Origin of the sequence: Yersinia vastinensis (assembly GCF_902726565.1) — a bacterium.
Taxonomy (GTDB): domain Bacteria; phylum Pseudomonadota; class Gammaproteobacteria; order Enterobacterales; family Enterobacteriaceae; genus Yersinia; species Yersinia vastinensis.
In genome coordinates, this window is sequence record NZ_CACVAF010000007.1 from 154135 (window position 1) to 174668 (window position 20534).

A 20534-nucleotide genomic window follows, 5' to 3' on the forward strand; every position below is an offset into this window, starting at 1 on the left:
GATGACGAATATACGGTGGCAATTGTGGATAGTTGCCTTCGGTTTCTTCATGCAAACGCTGGATACCACCATCGTCAACACCGCCCTGCCCTCAATGGCTGCCAGTCTGGGTGAAAATCCGCTGCATATGCAATCAGTGATTGTCTCTTATGTATTGACGGTGGCGGTGATGCTGCCAGCCAGTGGGTGGTTGGCTGATCGCGTCGGCGTGAAGTGGGTTTTCTTTTCGGCCATCATTCTGTTTACCCTCGGTTCGTTGATGTGTGCCCAAGCAGAAACTCTGAATGAGTTGATCTCCTCCCGCGTAATTCAAGGGATAGGGGGGGCGATGATGGTGCCCGTTGGCCGCCTGACGGTCATGAAAATCGTCCCGCGTGAGCAATATATGTCAGCAATGGCTTTCGTCACATTACCCGGCCAAATTGGGCCATTAGTCGGCCCGGCACTGGGGGGATTCTTAGTGCAATACGCCAGTTGGCATTGGATTTTCCTGATTAATCTACCTGTAGGTATCATCGGTGCTCTGGCCACGTTGCTGCTGATGCCAAATTACACCATGCGTACCCGACGCTTCGATATTAGCGGCTTTATTATGCTGGCGATCGGTATGGCAACCCTAACACTGGCGTTGGATGGTCATAAAGGATTGGGCTTACCACCACTGGCAATTCTGGGTTTAGTGTTGTGTGGGATAGTGGCTCTGGTGGGCTACTGGTGGCATGCGCGCGGCAATAATTCTGCCCTGTTTTCTCTACGATTATTCAAGAATAAATCTTATGCTCTGGGCTTGACCGCCAGTATGACCGCCCGCATCGGCAGTGGCATGTTGCCGTTCATGACGCCCGTTTTTCTGCAAATCGGGCTAGGATATACCCCCTTTCACGCCGGATTGATGATGATCCCGATGATTATTGGCAGTATGGGCATGAAGCGGATTATTGTACGGGTGGTTAACCGCTTTGGTTACCGGCAAGTACTGGTCAGTGCCACATTGCTGCTCGCGGTCGTCAGCTTAAGTTTACCGATGGTGGCACTCATGGGGTGGACGTTATTGTTACCGGTGGTGCTATTTTTCCAGGGAATGCTCAATGCGCTGCGCTTCTCCACGATGAATACTTTAACCTTAAAAGATTTACCAAACCGCCTCGCCAGTAGCGGTAATAGCCTGTTATCCATGGTGATGCAGTTGTCTATGAGTTTAGGGGTTAGCACCGCCGGGATATTACTCGGGATCTTTGCACACAATCAGGTCGTCACCAATACCCCGGCAACACACAGTGCGTTCCTCTACAGCTACTTGTGTATGGCAATCATTATTGCTTTGCCAGCGCTGATATTTAACCGAGTGCCACCAGATACTGGCACTAACCGCAACCTGTCCCGCCAGCCGGCCAACCGATAAAACAGGTGGAAAGCATGAGAATCGGCATCACCGGAAAACTGTTTATGGCTATATTTGCTACTTGTATGTTGGTACTGATCACCATGCATTGGGGCATTAGAGCCAGCTTCGAGCGCGGTTTTATCGATTATATTAAGCAAAGTAATGAGCAACGGATAAATATGCTGGGAGATGCACTTGAGGTGCAATACCAGCGCTACGGAAACTGGGATTTTTTGCGCAATAATGATCAGGTTGTATATCAGATTATGCGTTCCTTTGACCAAGGCGGTGATAGCAGCCGCAACATGCCGCCACGCGGCTGGCGCTCCCAATTTTGGGTCGTTGATAACCATAAAAATCTGCTGGTCGGGCATACAGGTCAACTCCCTAAAGAAGTCAGTCGCCGAGCAATAACGGTCAATAAACAGATTGTGGGCTGGGTGATGTCGACCCCACCTGCCAAACTGACCCGCAACGCCGATATTAACTTTGACCAACAACAGCGTCGAACCAGTTGGATTATTGTTGGGTTGTCGACCCTACTGGCCGCGGCCGTAACTTGGATTTTATCCCGTGGAATGTTGGCCCCGGTCAAGCGCTTGGTCGAGGGCACCCATCGGCTGGCGGCCGGCGATTTTAGTACCCGTGTGGCTGTCAGCAGCCGTGATGAGTTGGGTCATTTAGCGCAAGATTTTAACCAGCTTGCCCGTTCACTGGAGAAAAATGAACAAATGCGGCGTGATTTTATGGCGGATGTTTCCCATGAATTACGCACCCCGCTGGCGGTGTTACGTGGTGAACTGGAGGCATTGCAGGATGGTGTGCGCCAGCCAACACCGGAATCGTTAATGTCGCTACAAGCGGAGGTCGGTATTTTGACCAAACTGGTCAATGATTTGCATCAGTTATCACTGTCTGATCGCGGTGCTTTGGCTTACCGAAAAACCCAATTAGATGCCGTGCGGCTATTACAAATTGCTATTGCCAGTTTTCGTGGCCGTTTTCAAAGTAAAAATATGGTCATCACCGCTCATCTGCCTGAACATGCGGTTATATTTGGTGATCCCGACCGGCTAAATCAACTGTTTCACAATTTGCTAGAAAACAGTTTGCGCTATACCAACGAAGGTGGGCAATTAGAGATAATCGCTCAATTGCAGGAAAAAACCGTCACACTGGTTTGGCAGGACAGTAAACCCGGCCTTAGCGACGAACAATTACAGCGCATTTTTGAGCGTTTTTATCGCACCGAAAGTTCACGCAACCGTGCCAGCGGCGGTTCTGGGCTAGGTCTGGCTATTTGTCACAATATTGTCGAGGCTCATGGCGGAACGATTAGCGCTGAACATTCACCTTTGGGTGGCTTGCGGATTACGGTAGTATTTCCACTACTCACGTCCATAGGGTAATTCATTGCAATGCACGAGCCACTTCAGTCTACCAGCCAGTCTGGTTACGTATTGATTGTTGAAGATGAACCCAAACTTGGCCAGTTGCTGGTCGACTATCTGCAAGCTGCGGGTTACCGCACTCAGTGGCTGACCAATGGGGCCGAGGTTGCCGGAGCAGTACGCCAAGCACCGCCCTCCATCATTTTGCTGGATTTAATGTTACCCGGTAGCGATGGCATCAGCATTTGTCGTGAAATTCGCCGATTCTCAGATGTCCCCATCATGATGGTCACAGCCAAAACGGAAGAAATTGATCGGTTGCTAGGGCTGGAGATTGGTGCCGACGACTATATTTGTAAACCCTATAGTCCACGAGAAGTGGTCGCTCGGGTGAAAACTATCTTGCGCCGCTGCCAACAGCAGCGAGAGCAGCCCAGTGCTGCCGCGGCACTGATTATCGACGAATCCCGCTTTCAAGCCAGTTATCAGGGGCATCTACTGGAGCTGACCCCGGCGGAATTTCGGTTACTGAAAATATTGGCAACTCAACCGGGTCACGTATTTAGCCGTGAACAATTATTAAATAATCTGTATGACGACTATCGTGTGGTCACTGACCGCACCATTGACAGCCATATCAAAAATTTGCGGCGAAAGTTAGAAGCTCTTGATGGTGAAAAGCCATTTATTCGCGCAGTTTATGGCATGGGGTATCGTTGGGAAGCAGAGATCTGCCGTTTACTGTAATTTCATCTCGGCTAAATTTGCATTATGTTGGTGGAGTATGGGCCGTTGACTACACTCATTAGAGGTACCACAACCAACAGGAGCATCACTATGGCCATGGGTCACTATGAGATTAAAAAGGCAAAGAATGGGCAGTACCATTTCAATCTGAAAGCCAGCAATGGTGAAATTATTCTCTCCAGTGAGATGTATGCCAGCAAAGCTTCGGCGGAAAATGGCATATCATCCGTGCAAAGTAACTCTCCGCAAGAAAGCCAATATGAGCTGAAGCACAATACGAAAAATGAGCCTTATTTCGTATTAAAAGCAAAAAACCATCAGGTTATTGGTGTTAGCGAATCTTACAGTTCCGAAACCGCTGCCAAAAATGGCATAGCTTCTGTAATGAAAAATGGCCCGACCACGACAATTAAAGATCTGACGCTGTAATTTTTAATGATTTGATAGAGCTATTTTTACCTAAGAGTAGATGCGCGGGGTATGTGACCGCGCATTGACTCCGGACTCAGACACATCAGCATGTTTAAAACTCTTTCCCCAGTATTTTTTAATATCTGTTGGTTTCGTAGTAACAATCCAATTATCAAATCAAATGGCCGAAAGGCCCGCCTGAGAACAGAGAATGTCTAGCTCTCTTTGTCCGCCTTAATATCAGATTGTGTTCTCCGGCTAATCTTAACTATCGATGAGAACTCATCCTAAGACATATTCAGCATCTCTTTTCTCAATTGACGCAGTAACTCACCCATTGAAATGTGATCTGGTAAAGTCGCAAAAGTCAGCTCGGCGGCATCATGTCAGGCACCGTGATTAAAAATGGGTATCGTCGACACAACCATTGTCATTCCATGAGTCATATTTGGCTCGGTTGATATGTGATTTTTTTGGGAAAAAACGACCCAAAATAGCTTAAATTGATCCAGATCATTTAAACCTTACAAAGATTGTGCGATGGCTGATTTTCCTGAAGCTCAAGGTTACAATCCCCAGCTTTTATCCCCTTCGTTCTTGAAGTTGCACGGTTGTTTGAAACTCCCGCCCCCGAATCACTGGCCTAAAGCCTACTTATCGGGATGCGTTTACTGACAACCTACTGGTAGCACCAATAACGTTGGGTTAAGCCACGCCTTCAGGCGTGGTTCTGACTTGAACTCAGACTGAGAGCTATTATTTATGTCTTCATCTACACCAGTAAATATGCCTTTTACACCAGAATTATTATCGCCTGCCGGTACGCTGAAAAATATGCGTTACGCCTTTGCTTATGGCGCGGATGCGGTTTATGCCGGTCAGCCACGTTATAGCCTGCGAGTGCGAAATAATGAATTCAATCACGAAAATCTGGCATTAGGTATTCAGGAAGCGCATGCACTTGGCAAACGCTTTTATGTGGTAGTGAATATCGCCCCCCATAACTCTAAACTGAAAACGTTCCTGCGCGATTTAAAACCGGTGATTGATATGGGGCCGGATGCACTAATTATGTCTGATCCCGGCTTAATCATGATGGTACGCGAGGCTTTTCCACAGATGGATATTCACCTGTCTGTGCAAGCCAATGCTGTTAACTGGGCCACCGTCAAATTCTGGCAGCAGATGGGATTGACGCGCGTAATCCTTTCCCGTGAGCTATCACTGGAAGAGATTGCTGAAATCCGTGCACAAGTTCCCGACATGGAATTGGAAATTTTTGTCCACGGCGCACTGTGTATGGCCTACTCTGGCCGTTGCCTACTCTCCGGCTATATCAATAAGCGTGACCCGAATCAGGGAACGTGCACCAATGCCTGCCGCTGGGAATACAATGTCCAGGAAGGGAAAGAAGATGATATTGGCAATATCGTACATATCCACCAGCCCATCGCAGTAAAAAATGTTGAGCCGACATTAGGCATCGGCGCCCCTACTGACAAGGTGTTTATGATTGAAGAAGCCCAGCGCCCCGGTGAATATATGACGGCATCCGAGGATGAGCATGGTACTTACATCATGAACTCCAAAGATCTGCGTGCTATTCAGCATGTGGAACGCCTAACTCAGCTGGGTGTGCATTCACTGAAAATTGAGGGGCGGACTAAATCATTTTATTATTGCGCCCGTACAGCACAAGTGTATCGCCGCGCCATCGATGATGCCGTTGCCGGTAAACCTTTCGACCCGACCCTGTTGACCACACTGGAAGGTCTGGCTCACCGTGGCTATACCGAGGGTTTCCTGCGCCGTCATGTACATGAAGAACAACAAACTTATGAATATGGCTATTCAGTATCCGAGCGCCAGCAGTTCGTCGGCGAGTTCACTGGCGTGCGCCGTGATGGCTTGGCTGAAGTGTTAGTCAAAAATAAATTCTCAGTCGGTGATAGTGTTGAGCTGATGACACCGGGCGGTAATATTCAGTTCACACTTGAAAGCATGCTGGATAAAAAAGACCAACCCGCCGATATTGCTCCGGGAAATGGTCATATCATGTATTTACCGATCCCAGAGGACATTAATGTAGAATATGGCTTACTGATACGTAATCTGAACGGGACAAATAGCCGTAATCCCCATGAAAAAGCGTAACGGAAAGCAATAAAAAATAATGCCATCGCAAAGGTGGCATTTTTAGCAAATATTAGAAATGGATCACATCAATTATAATTACACTGGGGTAGCATAGTTCGAGTACAATCAAGAACTAAAAAAGTTTTAAAGCAAGACTAGGAACCACCTCCTTGGCTAGCCCAATCTCCCTTGGGCTGGCCTTTTCTTTTATCATCTTAACCCATTGATTGTAATGGATTTAAATTAAAACTTTATTATTAATGATTCTTATTAAGGCAGTGACTAATAATAAGAAAAACCTGAAAATTTGAATTATCCCACGCAGAATTATAATTATTCCCGCAAAATAAATGTCGCCATGAAAAATTAAGCCTATCTTTATTAAGCCTAACTATTCGTTATATTTGCCATTATTCTTTGAATAATCTGATAGGTAAATTAAACAGGTATAAGGTATTGTTATCCTTATTGCAGAAATGATCTGGAGCAAGTTATGACGCCAGTACCACATGCCCTTCTCATCCTCAACGGTAAAGAATCGGGTAATATTGATGTTCGCAATGCCGTCAAAAACTTGCGTGAGGAAGGTATTACCCTGCATGTTCGTGTTACTTGGGAACAGGGAGACGCAAAGCGTTATGTTAACGAGGCCGCCAAGCTCAATGTTGATACAGTCATTGCCGGTGGTGGAGATGGCACCATAAATGAGGTCGCCACCGCACTGATGGCCATCCCCGACGCTCACCGTCCCAGCTTGGGCATCGTGCCACTGGGCACCGCCAATGATTTTGCCACGAGCTGCAATATTCCACTGCAAATAGACAATGCAATGCAATTAGCCGTCAAAGGGCGGAGTGTTGATATCGATTTAGCGCAAGTGAATAACGAACACTACTTTATCAATATGGCTACGGGTGGCTTTGGTACCCGAATTACCACCGAAACACCGGACAAACTCAAAGCTGTTCTCGGCGGCGCGTCTTACTTTATTCATGGGTTAATGCGTATGGATGCAATCAAAGCCGATAGCTGTGAAATCCGTGGCCCTGACTTCGAGTGGTCTGGGGATGCATTAGTGATAGGGATTGGTAATGGTAGGCAAGCTGGCGGTGGGCAACCTCTCTGCCCTGATGCGCTGATTAATGATGGGCTGCTGCAATTACGTTTATTGATCGCCGAAGAACTATTACCCGCATTTCTCGCCAGCGTGTTCAGCGGTGAGAAAAACAAAAATGTCATTGAAACCACGTTACCTTGGCTCGAAATCACCGCGCCACATGAAATCACCTTCAATCTCGATGGCGAACCTCTCTCTGGCAAACATTTCCGTATTGCGATTATCCCCAACGCTATTCAGTGCCGCCTTCCCCCTAATTGTGAACTACTGGGCTAGTGACTATTTGATGGGTTACCCTTGGTTAACCCATGATAACACTCAATTTTATTAATTCCTTGGACATAACCCCTTCAACTCAAGCCTAGCTTTTGCTTAGTCTTATATGCTTTTTTACATGAAAACCTTTCATTTCAATTCAATTTTCTTTCATTTTTAATATTCACTTTGAAAGCTTTATCTTTCAAAGTGTGATCTATATGCGATAAATAGATCTAAAAAATGATTATGGTAGTGCACATGGCGACAGACAAGATGATGAAGTTCATTCTGATACTTCAGCATTTTGAAACCGCTTTATCATGCGGTGTCTTAAAATTCTTTTTATAACAAAAGTTTATAAAAAAGATTCATAAAAACAGCCATAACCTCGATTACAGGAGAAGAAGAATGATTGAACTTATAACCCATGGAGCCGAATGGTTTATCGGACTCTTCCAAAAAGGGGGAGAAGTTTTTGTTGGAATGGTCACCGGGATTTTACCTTTATTAATTAGTTTGTTAGTCATCATGAATGCCCTGATCAAGTTCGTCGGCCAGGACAGAATTGAACGATTAGCACAACGTTGCGCGGGCAACCCAGTTTCCCGTTATCTGTTACTGCCACTGATCGGTACTTTTGTATTCTGTAACCCGATGACATTAAGTCTTGGGCGTTTTATGCCAGAAAAATACAAGCCAAGTTATTACGCGGCAGCCTCTTATAGCTGCCATTCAATGAATGGTTTGTTTCCACACATTAACCCTGGCGAATTGTTCGTCTATCTCGGTATAGCCAGTGGCTTAACCACACTGGGCCTGCCATTAGGCCCGCTGGCGGTGAGCTACTTCTTGGTCGGGTTGGTCACCAACTTCTTCCGCGGCTGGATTACTGACCTGACGACTTCCATCTTCGAACGCAAGATGGGTATCCGTCTGGATCGTACTGTACAACTTTAATGTGTCAGTTAACTTTTAATGCCTGTTAACGGCAGACTGTGTGGAGCAGATCATGAGTGAATTTATCCGGATTGAAAAAGGCGAAGGCGGTTGGGGTGGCCCATTAGTATTGCCCATCGTCCCCGGTAAAAAAATTGTCTACATCACTGCGGGGACTCGCCCGGCCATTATTGACCGTATTAGTGAACTGACAGGCTGGGAAGCCGTCGATGGATTTAAAGAAGGCGAACCACCAGCAGAAGAAATTGCAGTCGCCATCATTGATTGTGGTGGCACTTTGCGCTGCGGCCTTTATCCAAAGCGCCGCATTCCAACAGTGAATATCCATTCAACCGGGCAGTCCGGTCCGATGGCACAGTACATACTGGAAGATATTTATGTTTCTGGCGTCCGTGAAAAGAATATTCAAAAAATCAGTGGAACTGACAGTGCCACAGCAACCGTTTCGAAAGTAGAACCTGTTGAAGTTGAACAAAAAGCCACTGAACCCAAAGCCGCTGAAACCCATACCGCCAAGGGCGGCCGAGATTACGATACCAGCAAGAAAATCACCGAACAAAGTGATGGTTTGCTGGCAAAAGTGGGGATGGGCATGGGTTCTGTCGTTGCCGTCTTCTTCCAGTCAGGCCGTGACACTATTGATACCGTACTGAAAACCATCCTGCCATTTATGGCTTTCGTCTCAGCATTAATCGGCATCATCATGGCATCCGGCTTGGGCGACTTTATTGCCCATGGCTTAACACCGCTGGCCAGCAGCCCAATAGGATTAGTGCTCTTGGCACTGATTTGCTCCTTCCCACTGCTGTCACCATTCTTAGGCCCAGGAGCTGTTATTGCACAAGTTATCGGCGTATTGGTTGGGGTACAAATTGGTTTGGGGAATATTCCACCACAATTAGCCCTGCCAGCGTTATTTGCGATTAATGCTCAGGCGGCATGTGACTTTATCCCAGTCGGTCTGTCTCTGGCAGAAGCGAAGCAAGATACCGTCCGCGTAGGGGTTCCATCAGTACTGGTTGGCCGGTTCCTGACGGGTGCACCGACAGTATTGATTGCCTGGGCCGCATCAGCCTTTATTTATCAGTAAGACGTAGAACACCATAACAAAAATTTCTGTAATACATTCAACGGTTAAGGATGTACGTATGAATACTATTTATCAGACAACCATTATCAATATCGGCGACAGCGCCCGCGAGGCGCTGTTGGATGACATGCTCATCACCTTCCGTGAAGGAGCGCCTAAAGATATTGAAGAGTTCTGTTTTATCCACCAGCACAGCACCACCGATGGGGAGTTACAGGCGGGCAACATCATGGAACTGGCACAAAAGCGCTATGTCATCACTGCGGTAGGTGAAGTTGCTACCCAGAATCTACGCGAGCTAGGCCACGTGACAATCCGTTTTAACGGCGATGAGCAACCTGAATTCCCCGGCTCTATACATGTTATCGGCCCGACACCCAGTGATATTCCTGTCGGCAGCTCATTGAAATTTATTCGCTAATTTATTTATTCATTTATACCCAATGTCATTGAAGAAGTCGTAACACTCGAAATGGCGCCGAATCACTGACTCGCACCGGTGATTCGGCGCTAACACCGCGGCAACATCAAGCACAGAGGGTATTGGAGGTGTATATGTCACAAGCACAAGTAGCAGTTGTTATCGGCGGTGGACAAACTCTGGGCGCATTCTTGTGCCATGGTCTGGCCGAGTCAGGTTATAAAGTGGCCGTTGCTGATTTAAATTCAGATAACGCACGGTTGGTCGCCGATCAGATTAATGCCGAGTATGGTGCTGGCAGCGCGCAAGGTTTTCAGGTTGATGCAACCAACGAAAACAGTGTGAAAATGCTGGCTGAAGCTGTCGATCAGAGTTTCCACCAGACAAATTTACTGGTTTACAGTGCCGGTATTGCCAAAGCCGCTCCCATTACTGACTTCCCTCTGGATGATTTCGACCGTTCATTGCAAGTGAATCTGGTGGGCTATTTCTTATGTGCCCGTGAGTTCTCCCGTTTGATGATTCGTGATGGTATTCCCGGCCGCATCATCCAAATCAACTCCAAATCAGGTAAAGTGGGCAGCAAACACAACTCAGGTTACAGTGCCGCAAAATTTGGTGGTGTTGGTCTGACGCAGTCATTGGCACTGGATTTGGCAGATTACGGTATCACCGTGCATTCACTGATGTTAGGCAATCTGTTAAAATCGCCGATGTTCCAGTCACTTTTGCCGCAGTATGCAGCGAAATTGGGCATCAAACCGGAAGAAGTTGAAAAATACTATACCGATAAAGTGCCACTAAAACGTGGCTGCGATTACCAAGATGTATTAAACACTCTGCTGTTCTATGCCAGTGATAAAGCGGCCTACTGCACCGGCCAATCAATCAATATCACCGGCGGGCAGGTTATGTTTTAAAGCCCGTATAACGTTATTGACTCAAAGTTCTTGGTGTTACAGCGCAGCAGCGAACACCGCTGTAGCACCCAGAGCGCAGAGTAAAGAGGCAAAATATGACACCAACATCTGCACTAATTACCGTTGTTATTATTGCCTGGGTACTGCAAATCTTGCTCGGCTGGTGGCAAATCAATCGGTTTAACCGCGCTTTTGACCGATTATGTCAGCACAGTAAATCAGTCGGTGTGGGCCGTTCTGGTGGTCGATTTAAACCCAGAGTGGTGATGGCACTGGCTTTTGATGAAAATATGCGCGTCAGCGACAGCATGATCATGCGCGGAATCAGTGTTTTTGCCCGCCCGCGCACATTACCGCACCTTCATGGACTCCATCAGCAGGATTTAATCCCGGATGTGATCTTCCCTACGGATACCACATGTCAAACTGCACTATCATTAGCGATTAAACCGAAATCATGATATTTTCACAATGAAAGTTATTCTTTTTCATGTGAAAGTTATGCCTGAAAAAGAGGCAATGGAAATACTTGAGCAGGAATCGTTATGAAACCAAAGCAGCGACAAGTCGCTATCCTGGAATACCTCCAGCAGCACGGTAAAACGGCCGTAGATCAACTCGCCGCCAACTTTTCAACGACGGGCACCACTATCCGTAAAGATTTAACTAGCCTTGAAAATGAAGGGGCGGTTATTCGAACCTACGGAGGAGTGGTATTAAATCGCGACGATGTTGAACAACCTATTGATCGTAAAACACATATTAATACCGAAAAGAAAAAACAGATTGCCAAAGCCGCCAGCAAATTGATTAAAGACGGTGATAGTTTGGTTTTTGATGCGGGCAGTACAGTACTGCAAATGGTGCCGCACCTGACAAAATTCAACAACATTACGGTGATGACCAATAGTCTGCACATCGTCAATGAGTTGGTTGAACTGGATAACGACCAAACCATCTTGATGCCAGGCGGCACTTACCGTAAAGGCTCCGCATCTTTTCACGGTAGTCTGGCAGAGTCCGCTTTTGATAAGTTTAGTTTTGATAAGCTATTTATTGGTGCAGATGGTGTTGATCTTAATGCCGGTGTCACCACGTTCAACGAAGTTTATCATGTCAGCACCGCAATGTGTCACGCCGCCAGCCACATTATCCTGTTGGTTGACTCTTCCAAATTTGGCCGTAAAAGCCCCAATGTCGTTTGTCCACTCAGTGCCGTCGATACCCTAATTACTGATAAAGGCATTAGCGACGAATATTTTCAGGCACTATTGAAAATGGGCATTAACATCATTCTGGTTGATAAAGATGACTAATCCACTGATTACCTATGCCCGTGAAACACTGGAGATTGAGCTGACTGAAGCTCAACGTTTGTTATCGCGGTTAGATGATAATTTTGTCCGCGCCTGTGAATTATTGCTGGCTTGTACCGGTAAGGCCGTCGTTTCCGGTATTGGCAAATCCGGTCATATCGGTAAAAAAATCGCCGCTTCACTGGCCAGTACCGGCACCCCCGCCTTCTTTGTTCATCCCGCGGAAGCATTACACGGGGATCTGGGCATGATTGGCCCACAGGACGTGCTAATTTTTATCTCCTATTCAGGTCGAGCCAAAGAGTTAGACTTGATCCTACCTTTGTTAGCCGATAGCCATATTCCGGTCATTGCGATTACTGGGGGGAAAGAGTCGCCATTAGCGCAGGGCGCCGCCTGTGTGCTGGATATCAGTGTTGAGCACGAAGCCTGCCCAATGGGGTTAGCACCAACATCCAGCGCAGTGAACACTCTGATGATGGGTGATGCATTGGCAATGGCATTAATGCGCCATCGCGGTTTCAATGCAGAAGACTTTGCCCGTTCGCACCCCGGTGGCAGTTTGGGCGCGCGGCTGCTTAATCGCGTTCATCATTTAATGAGAACCGGTGATCGCCTGCCAGTAGTCAATGAATCCGACACTGTCATGGAAGCCATGCTGGAGTTGAGCCGTACCGGGTTGGGTCTGGTGGCCGTTTGTGATCCACAACAGCGAGTGGTCGGTGTCTTTACCGATGGTGACTTACGCCGCTGGCTGGTTAAGGGCGGAACACTGCAGCAACCTCTCGCGGGCGCAATGACTCGCCCCGGCTACCGATTACCAGAACAATGGCGTGCCGGCGAAGCGCTGGAAGCGCTGCATCAGCACCATATCAGTGCTGCACCGGTAGTCAATCTTGATGGGAAGTTGGTTGGCGCGATTAATCTGCATGATCTGCATCAGGCCGGAGTGGGCTGACTCTGACACGCCCAGATCACTGGAGCATGGTAATTGAGGAAAATTATCATGCTCCGCGCGATAAATTAGTGCCAGTTTGGGTCTTGTTGTAACTGATTTTTCAGCATGGCTTGCACGCGCTCATCAGGGCGGCCCAACCATTGGTATGTCGCAAACTGGCTTGGGTTATCGAGTGCTTGTGGCTTATCATCTACCGAAACCCGCATCCCCCACGCCTGCCAAACTTGTTTCTTATCCTGACTGAATGCAACCCACATAAATTGATTGCTGCAATCATGAGGTTTGCAGATTCGCCCCACTTTGTACACCTTCCCTTCCCATGTAATGACCTCATACGGTGCGGATGTCCCAACCCCTTTGCGCGCCCACGCTGGCAAGTTTTTCTGGCTCTTCACCATTTTTTGCCAACTGTTTTTATAAACCGGCTGTTGCAAAAGATCGGCGGTGGTCGGAAGCGGCTTGGCAGATGCAGTTTGCGCTGACGCCACAGAGGTCGCTGGCTGCGCAATAGCCCAGGAGCTTGCGCTGAGTATTGCTGCTGCAACAAGACAATGGAGGGCTTTGTGACCTTTCATTATCGAAAATCCTTATTATTTGATTGATCTACTCGCCGGGCCTTGAACTAGCCTCTGTGCAATGAATTTGCAGGCGTGATGTTAGTTTGCATGTCTAGGACCACTAACTGTAGAAAAAGTTGATCCATAGCACGATTTTTCATCCTAATTCTCGGTATACCACAATCTGTATGACAGGTTGATGTAAGCTATAAACCAGATAATGATGAGTCGATCACCCTCTCGTCCATAAACTTTCGAAGAAGGCCATAGCATGTTGACCCTTGAGTTACCCGAAGCTCCCGAGAAACTGTATTACTCTGCCGGGGATGCCCATCCACTGGATAAGCTTGAGAGCGATAAAATCATCCAAATGGTGATAGATCTGGATGTCGCCAACTCAGACAGTGAACACTATGTCACTGGTTGGATGGGGCTAAACAGCGTGGTTGTGGTACGGAATTATCAGAACAAACGTGGCACTGCAAATGGCTTTGTGGTGAATAAAGGGGACAGCTATCGGCTCAGTATCCAGTCGATTGAATTTCGTATTCCTAAAATGGTGCTGTGGATGAGTTTTCGCCGTAAGCCGCGCACGATGGAGTTAATCACTTATGAAACACTGGGTGACCAACCCAGTGGGATGCAGCAGTACCGCAATATTCTTGATGAAGAATTACGCCAACAGTTGGATGATGACTGGCGCGAATTGAATGATTATCTGGGTGCTGCTTGCTGGCAGTTAGAACATGATACTCCGCTGTGGCAGCAAGCACATCAAGACATCACCGCAGATGCAATCAGCCAACTGGCGGCGGCCCCTATTTTCAAGACCAAACATTTGCAAGCTGATGGCGATTATACGGGTTTCTGGGCTGGGGAATATTTCTTTGCCATTAGGCAGCCAACAACAGAAAATCCATTACCTGCAGTACAAATTTCCTGGCGAGAAAATGAAAAAGAGATTGGCAGCTATCAGTTTGACCTCATAAAGGACGAAGCTGGCGAGCCAAAACTGTCACTGCGTATTCGCCCGCGTAAAGGGGCCGATAGCTACCTTCTGAATCGTTTTGATGCACATCATCTACAGCGCGCCATGGCGATGTTTGCAATGACACAGCGTTATTTGCTGGCACAGATAGCGGATATCAATTAAATACAGCATTTAATGTGTTTAATAATAAAGTTTGTAATAAGGCCGAGATACTCGGGCCTAGCACAGCGTGGGGCACTCCGGTGGCTTACGCCACTACGACCCCATCACTGTGCTCTCCCTAAAAATTGACTTTATCAATCAGCAGCCTGACTTAATTATGTTCAACACAATATCAAATCATTGGCACATGAACGCCGCTAACACCGCGGCAATGTCAAGGATGAAGGATATATCCAAAATCATTGGCATTGCGGCAAGGCAGCAAGCGAATAAGTCCCGATGAGCTTACTTGAGTAAGTGATTCGGGCGCATGAACGCCGCTAACACCGCGGCAATATCAAGGATGAAGGATATTACCACCATTGATGAAAATGGTGCACCGGCCCAATCCCCTCACCCACTTCAAGGCTATCGGCCTGCTCCAAAGCCCCTTGTAAATATTGCTTGGCGGCATTCGTCGTATCTGCCCAATTGGTGTACCGGGGGCGCAATGCTGCCAGTGCTGCAGATAACGTACACCCCGTCCCGTGGGTATGTCGGGTGTCAACCCGACGAGTGACAAAGCGCTGTTCGCTGTGTGGGGTAAACAGCCAGTCTGGGCTGTCTTTACCATTTAAGTGGCCCCCTTTCATCAATACACCTTGGCAGCCTAATGCCAGCAGCGCCCGCCCCTGTTCACACATTTCTTGCTCATCTCTCGCTGGTTGAGAATCAAGTAATGCTGCTGCTTCCGGCAAATTAGGTGTAATCAAGGCAACCTGAGGCAACAGTAATCGGCGTACCGCATCGACAGCCTCTGGTGCCAGTAGTGGGTCACCACTTTTGGCGACCATCACAGTGTCTAATACCACAAATGGGATGGGATAACGGCGCAGTTGAGTGGCAACAATATCGACAATATCTGCATTTGCCAGCATACCTATTTTGGCGCTATCAATGCGTACATCGCTTAAAACGGAATCTAATTGAGCCGCCACAAAAGCAGGTTCGATAGAATAGACCGACTGCACGCCACGGGTATTTTGCGCCACCAATGCGGTGATAACGCTGGTGCCATAGGCCTGTAATGCAGAAAATGTTTTCAGGTCAGCTTGAATTCCAGCACCACCACTTGGGTCTGTCCCTGCAATCGTGAGTGCATTAATGCGTTTCATAAATACGCCCTCACACTCGGGTGTCGAGCGAAGGATGAGGTACGAAAGGGGATAACTGAAGAAAAAACGGCAGGTTGAACGAACATATTCCTCCTAACCGGCGGTCAAGAAGGCGGTACACTGCGATACCGAGACTTCCCTACGCTGGCATAATCCAGATCAGGTAATACGGGTAATATCTCAGCCTTATCACTGTTTGTGACAGGCACCCCGAGTCAGAATTGTTATTATCACTAGCAGGTGATAGAAGATCAATCATGTATTGGCTAGCGTAATGATAAATCCGATAAATACGCCCTATCTTGGAGGTATTACCACAGGATGAGTATCAACATTCGTGAGTATGACAAGAGTGACCGCCCGTTTCTGCGCAGCTTGTATTTAGCATCACGCCGCGCGGCATTCACTTGGCTGGACGAAGAGCGTTTTCATCTAGAAGATTTTGACCGCTCCACGATGGGCGAAACTGTTCTGGTGGCTATCGAGGGTGATAAACACGTCGGTTTTGCTTCCATCTTCATGGAAGAAAGCTTTCTGCATAATTTGTTTGTTGATCCCAGAATACAGCATCGCGGGGTGGGCAAAGCGTTATTACAAGCAGCGCAAAACCTATTTAACAGCCATGGTTCATTAAAATGTTTGGCAAAAAACCAGCATGCGTTAGCGTTTTATCAAAAACAAGGTTGGATCGCCATTGCGACCGGTAAAAGCAATGACGGCGATTACATTTTAATGCATTGGCATAATGAAAAGATTAAATAACTTTATATCTGTATAGGATGAAAACCAGATAAAAACCTGAATAGTAAATTTGAATTTATTCAATACAATAGATTTTCAATTCAGTTAATTTTAAAAGGACTATTTATGAGCCCTATATCAAATGCACCGAACCTTACAACAACGCATATCAATCAATTAAATAGTGTATCATCAGAAAAAAACAACCACAGTGAAATATTAGAAAGCAGAAAACATGCAATAGAACATATTATAAATTCAATCAGTCACGCCGCGACTCCCCAATTCGAACCAGAAGACACCGTTGGGAAGTTAGGTGATAGAAAAGTAATCCAGCTTAACTCGGTTAAATTAGAAAGTGGCGAGGAACAATATTACGTCAAGGCAAACATGGGAAGCCCACAAATTTCCGACCTTATGAATAAAAATGTAACATCATTTAAATTCAGTCAGTTAGATACAGATAATAGTCAAGTAAATAAGGTGGTATTTATTTTTGACCCTGATATTTCCTTTGACACCATCCCATCAATTAAGAGACTTTTCACCTATGACACTCGAGTTGAAAATGAAATAAATTATATATCCTGTGGCGGAGGGGTGCGTTTTAATTTAAATGAAGAAAGACTTAGCTCTGACAGAATAAATAAAAAAGCACATACACTAAACAACATAATATTAAACGAAGAAAACAAGTCAAACCTGATCATGCAATTACGAAACTGCGTATCCAACAGCTTACATTGCAATAATGAACAGGCAGTGAAAATTAGCGAGGAATTCCCTAATTTTTTTGATAGTATGAATAATGTAACACCAAACTTGCAGATAAATGCTCATAAACTGGCGAACGAACTTGAAAAGAGCAATTAACGAAAACTCAAAAGGGAGCCTCAGCTCCCTTATATTTTTATAAATAATGAGCGAAATTACTCTCCGCGCAATGTTTTGACATCATCAGCTTTGATATTCAGTGCCGGTTGCCCAAACTGTTGCAGCAAATAATTACTCAAACTCACCACCTGTTCATCCGTCAATGTGTTTGCAAAACCCGGCATAAATACCTCGCCCTCATTAGTTTTACGCGACACGCCGTGGAGAATCACATTAATCAGGTTATTCGGCGCTGATGCCCCCACCACAGAATTCTTCATTAAAGATGGATAGTAACCATCTTTCACTCCGCCCCCTGTAAACCCATGACAAGAAGCACAGTTCCCCAGATACAGGCGCGCACCGTCAGTGGTGTTATCTGCCATGAAAGGCATGCCGCGTAATGTATTGACGCTAGTCGCTGCTTGCCCCCAATCCGAGCGACTCTTGGTTTCATCGTCCGGGTTGAGTGGTTTCAGTGTTCGCAAGTAAACCGCCATAGCATTCAGATCACTGTCAGTCAGATGTCGGGTACTGTTTTCAATCACTTCGGCCATTGGCCCGGCAGCCTGGGCTTTGCCATCAACATGGCCGTTACGCAGGTATTGCACAATCTGCTCCTGACTCCAGCCGCCAATCCCGGCATGGGGGTCTGAGGTAATATTGAATGCCGTCCAGCCATCGACCTCTGTGCCTGCATAAGCTTTACTGTCTTTCATTCCCATCGTGATATTGCGTGGCGTGTGACATTCACCACAGTGCCCTAACGCCTCGACAAAATAAGCGCCTTGATTCCACTGCGCATCTTTACTGCTATCTGGTTCAAAACGCTGTCCGTCGAAGTTCACCAGATTCCAAAACCACAATCCCCAGCGCTGATTAAAGGGGAACGGCATATCATTCTCACGGTTTGGTTGATGCACTGCAGGCAGGCTGAATAGATAGGCTTTAATGGCCTTGACGTCATCATCTTTCAGCAAGGTATAGGAGGTATAAGGGAATGCCGGGTAGAGATTTTCGCCGTTTTTGCCTTTCCCTTCATGTAATGCACGCAAAAACTCCTCATCCGTCCAACCACCAATTCCCGTTTCTTTGTCGGGCGTAATGTTCGGCGAATATAACGTGCCCATCGGGGTTTTAAACGCCAAGCCACCGGCAAAAGGTTTGCCGTCTTTGGTGGTATGACAGGCCACGCAGTCAGCGGCTTTGGTGAGATATTCACCGCGCGCAATTAAATTAGCGTCAGCACTGGCATACCCGCTGATGGCGAATCCTAATGCAACCAGCAGGGGTTTCACTGAGTGACCCAGGTTTTGTTTTGTCATCTTACACCTCGGCCTTTAATGTTTCAGCGATACGCAGAGAGAGCGCGGCAATGGTCAGAGTACAATTCACTGACCCCACCGTTGGCATCACACTGCTACTGGCGATAAACAAATTTTTATGGTCATGGGTACGGCAATCACTGTCCACCACAGAGTCTTTCGGATCATTGCCCATAATAGTGGTGCCGGTAATATGGTTGTTATTGGCAAAATTATTATGGAACTGAACTTCAGTGCCCCCCATTAACTTCGCCGCCTCAGCATAGACTTGTTGGGTGTGCACCGCACTTTTGCGAACATAATCATCCATCGTATAGTAAAACTCGGGTTTTGGGATACCGATGGCATCTTTTTCTGTCGCACTGGGAATAATGCGATTTTCCACGTGAGGCAGAATTTCGTGGAAACTATCGAATTGCACAAAGCGCGCTGCCCGATCACGAATTTTGGCGTCAAGCTGCGGCCCCAGTTGCAAATCACCTTGTTTAAGCTGCTCAATAGTGACTTGGTCCGTGCGTGACAAGTTAGATAAATGGATTTTTTTCGCTGCATACTCAGCGCGGAAAGCCCCATCACGGAATCCAATTAATGAGGTCATCTCTTGCGGCCCGCGCCCCGGCCAGAGGGGTTCATTAGCCATAAAGGTAACGCCAGTCCCCGGATGGTCCATCAGGTTGCGCCCAACCATATCTGAACTGTTCCCGATACCAAGTGGATTTTTATCACTGGTTGACATCAACATCAGCTTTGGAATTTCGATACCATTGGCCGCCAACACAAAATACTTACCTTCAGCACGATGTTCATTGCCTTGCGCATCTTTAAACAGTGCGGCGGTAATCTGCTGCTGGTCGTTCACTTCCAACTTATAGACCACCGCTTGTGGGCGTACGATAGCTCCAGCACGTTCTGCTTTTTCAACATGGGTGATGCCGTTATACATGGCACCAATCGGGCAAATTGGCATGCAGTTATTGTTGCCGCAGCAGGTAGGACGGCCATCGTAAGGGCGACTATTTCGGGCAACAGGCTCTGTTACCACATGAAAAGGGCTACCATTAAAATGGTGGCTATTTAATACTGTTTTGATGCGCTGTTCATTCCAAGATAGCGGCAGCGGGGCCATCGGATAAGGCTCACTGCGGGGTGAACCTAAATCTTCATCGCTCGGCCCCCACACGCCTAATTCCTGTTCTGCGCGGAAATACCACTTTTCCAATGCCGCATACTCAATCGGCCAATCGCGCCCTACGCCATAAACTGTTTTTAGCTTGAAATCATTCGGTAGGAAACGCCAAGCTGATGCAGCCCAATGCCAGGTAGTACCGCCAACAGCCCGGATATACTGTACATCGTAAGGATGTTCACCCTTTTGAATCAGATAGTTATTATTAGGATTAGATTCCGGATGGGGAGCATAAGGTGTTGAAGGGTAAGGTGCCATATTGTCTGACTTATCAGGCTGATTGCGGAAATTCTCCACTATTTCCCAACGTGAAAGACGTGGACCCGCCTCCAAAACCAAGACAGATTTTCCGGCCATGGCTAATTGATGAGCCACTAATCCACCCGCAACGCCCGAGCCAATAACGACGATGTCCGCCTTAAGTGTGTCAGCCATAAAT

Annotated in this window: 20 protein-coding genes and 1 riboswitch; of the genes, 16 read left to right on the top strand and 4 right to left on the bottom strand. The window is 47.0% G+C overall.

Annotated features, from left to right (window positions below; all coding sequences use genetic code 11):
* Position 1: 1 nt before the first annotated feature.
* The 13 genes from mdtD to gutQ all read left to right on the top strand — a co-directional run bounded on the left by mdtD (position 2) and on the right by gutQ (position 13106).
* Positions 2 to 1402, top strand: a complete 1401-nt coding sequence (gene mdtD / locus HUZ92_RS12520; protein WP_050101403.1) for an MFS transporter — start codon at positions 2 to 4, stop codon at positions 1400 to 1402.
* A gap of 14 nt (positions 1403 to 1416) precedes the next feature.
* Positions 1417 to 2793 carry an envelope stress sensor histidine kinase BaeS gene (baeS, locus tag HUZ92_RS12525; protein WP_050101402.1) on the top strand — a complete coding sequence of 459 codons (1377 nt, stop codon included), beginning with the start codon at positions 1417 to 1419 and terminating at the stop codon, positions 2791 to 2793.
* Positions 2794 to 2802: 9 nt separating this feature from the next.
* Complete coding sequence (gene baeR / locus HUZ92_RS12530; RefSeq protein ID WP_050101401.1) at positions 2803 to 3522, top strand: envelope stress response regulator BaeR; 720 nt, start codon at positions 2803 to 2805, stop codon at positions 3520 to 3522.
* A gap of 90 nt (positions 3523 to 3612) precedes the next feature.
* Positions 3613 to 3951 (top strand): YegP family protein, encoded by a 339-nt coding sequence (locus HUZ92_RS12535; RefSeq protein WP_050101400.1) that lies wholly within the window; start codon positions 3613 to 3615, stop codon positions 3949 to 3951.
* 768 nt (positions 3952 to 4719) lie between these two features.
* Entirely contained in the window at positions 4720 to 6087 is a 1368-nt protein-coding gene (trhP, locus tag HUZ92_RS12540; RefSeq protein ID WP_174846832.1) for a prephenate-dependent tRNA uridine(34) hydroxylase TrhP, read from the top strand.
* A 475-nt stretch (positions 6088 to 6562) separates the two neighbouring features.
* Positions 6563 to 7462, top strand: coding sequence for a lipid kinase YegS (yegS, locus tag HUZ92_RS12545; protein ID WP_050101399.1), 900 nt, complete (start codon positions 6563 to 6565; stop codon positions 7460 to 7462).
* Positions 7463 to 7852: 390 nt separating this feature from the next.
* Positions 7853 to 8401, top strand: a complete 549-nt coding sequence (gene srlA, locus HUZ92_RS12550; RefSeq protein WP_050101398.1) for a PTS glucitol/sorbitol transporter subunit IIC — start codon at positions 7853 to 7855, stop codon at positions 8399 to 8401.
* A 52-nt stretch (positions 8402 to 8453) separates the two neighbouring features.
* Positions 8454 to 9491 carry a PTS glucitol/sorbitol transporter subunit IIB gene (gene srlE, locus HUZ92_RS12555; protein ID WP_050295793.1) on the top strand — a complete coding sequence of 346 codons (1038 nt, stop codon included), beginning with the start codon at positions 8454 to 8456 and terminating at the stop codon, positions 9489 to 9491.
* Positions 9492 to 9549: 58 nt separating this feature from the next.
* The gene (gene srlB, locus HUZ92_RS12560; protein WP_050101396.1) at positions 9550 to 9912 is read left to right on the top strand and encodes a PTS glucitol/sorbitol transporter subunit IIA; all 363 of its coding nucleotides are present in this window, start codon (positions 9550 to 9552) and stop codon (positions 9910 to 9912) included.
* Positions 9913 to 10046: 134 nt separating this feature from the next.
* A complete protein-coding gene (gene srlD, locus HUZ92_RS12565; RefSeq protein WP_050140679.1) occupies positions 10047 to 10832 on the top strand; it encodes a sorbitol-6-phosphate dehydrogenase in 786 nt (261 codons plus the stop codon).
* Between the two features lie 95 nt (positions 10833 to 10927).
* Positions 10928 to 11293, top strand: a complete 366-nt coding sequence (gutM, locus tag HUZ92_RS12570; protein ID WP_145579814.1) for a transcriptional regulator GutM — start codon at positions 10928 to 10930, stop codon at positions 11291 to 11293.
* Positions 11294 to 11377: 84 nt separating this feature from the next.
* Positions 11378 to 12148: a glucitol operon DNA-binding transcriptional repressor SrlR gene (srlR, locus tag HUZ92_RS12575; protein ID WP_050101393.1), complete on the top strand. Its 771-nt coding sequence runs from the start codon at positions 11378 to 11380 to the stop codon at positions 12146 to 12148.
* Entirely contained in the window at positions 12141 to 13106 is a 966-nt protein-coding gene (gene gutQ / locus HUZ92_RS12580; protein WP_050101392.1) for an arabinose-5-phosphate isomerase GutQ, read from the top strand. Before srlR ends, gutQ begins: the two co-directional genes overlap by 8 nt.
* A 65-nt stretch (positions 13107 to 13171) precedes the next feature.
* Here the strand turns inward: gutQ and HUZ92_RS12585 are convergent, their stop codons facing one another.
* Complete coding sequence (locus tag HUZ92_RS12585) at positions 13172 to 13681, bottom strand: inhibitor of vertebrate lysozyme family protein (protein ID WP_050101391.1); 510 nt, start codon at positions 13679 to 13681, stop codon at positions 13172 to 13174.
* Between the two features lie 253 nt (positions 13682 to 13934).
* On the opposite strand from HUZ92_RS12585, the gene HUZ92_RS12590 reads away from it, so the two are divergent.
* Positions 13935 to 14816, top strand: a complete 882-nt coding sequence (locus HUZ92_RS12590) for a hypothetical protein (protein WP_050101390.1) — start codon at positions 13935 to 13937, stop codon at positions 14814 to 14816.
* A gap of 353 nt (positions 14817 to 15169) precedes the next feature.
* Here HUZ92_RS12590 and thiD read toward each other — a convergent pair whose 3' ends face one another.
* The gene (thiD, locus tag HUZ92_RS12595; RefSeq protein ID WP_145579815.1) at positions 15170 to 15970 is read right to left on the bottom strand and encodes a bifunctional hydroxymethylpyrimidine kinase/phosphomethylpyrimidine kinase; all 801 of its coding nucleotides are present in this window, start codon (positions 15968 to 15970) and stop codon (positions 15170 to 15172) included.
* A 119-nt stretch (positions 15971 to 16089) separates the two neighbouring features.
* Positions 16090 to 16193, bottom strand: a riboswitch (TPP riboswitch).
* Between the two features lie 98 nt (positions 16194 to 16291).
* Here thiD and HUZ92_RS12600 point away from each other — a divergent pair.
* Both HUZ92_RS12600 and HUZ92_RS12605 read left to right on the top strand, forming a co-directional pair.
* Positions 16292 to 16732, top strand: coding sequence for a GNAT family N-acetyltransferase (locus tag HUZ92_RS12600; RefSeq protein WP_050101387.1), 441 nt, complete (start codon positions 16292 to 16294; stop codon positions 16730 to 16732).
* 105 nt (positions 16733 to 16837) lie between these two features.
* Complete coding sequence (locus HUZ92_RS12605; RefSeq protein WP_145579816.1) at positions 16838 to 17584, top strand: hypothetical protein; 747 nt, start codon at positions 16838 to 16840, stop codon at positions 17582 to 17584.
* 56 nt (positions 17585 to 17640) lie between these two features.
* On the opposite strand, the gene HUZ92_RS12610 is transcribed toward HUZ92_RS12605, so the two are convergent.
* Both HUZ92_RS12610 and HUZ92_RS12615 read right to left on the bottom strand, forming a co-directional pair.
* Positions 17641 to 18909, bottom strand: a complete 1269-nt coding sequence (locus HUZ92_RS12610) for a cytochrome c (RefSeq protein ID WP_050140676.1) — start codon at positions 18907 to 18909, stop codon at positions 17641 to 17643.
* Between the two features lies 1 nt (position 18910).
* Positions 18911 to 20530, bottom strand: a complete 1620-nt coding sequence (locus HUZ92_RS12615) for a GMC family oxidoreductase (protein WP_145579817.1) — start codon at positions 20528 to 20530, stop codon at positions 18911 to 18913.
* Between the last annotated feature and the right edge of the window lie 4 nt (positions 20531 to 20534).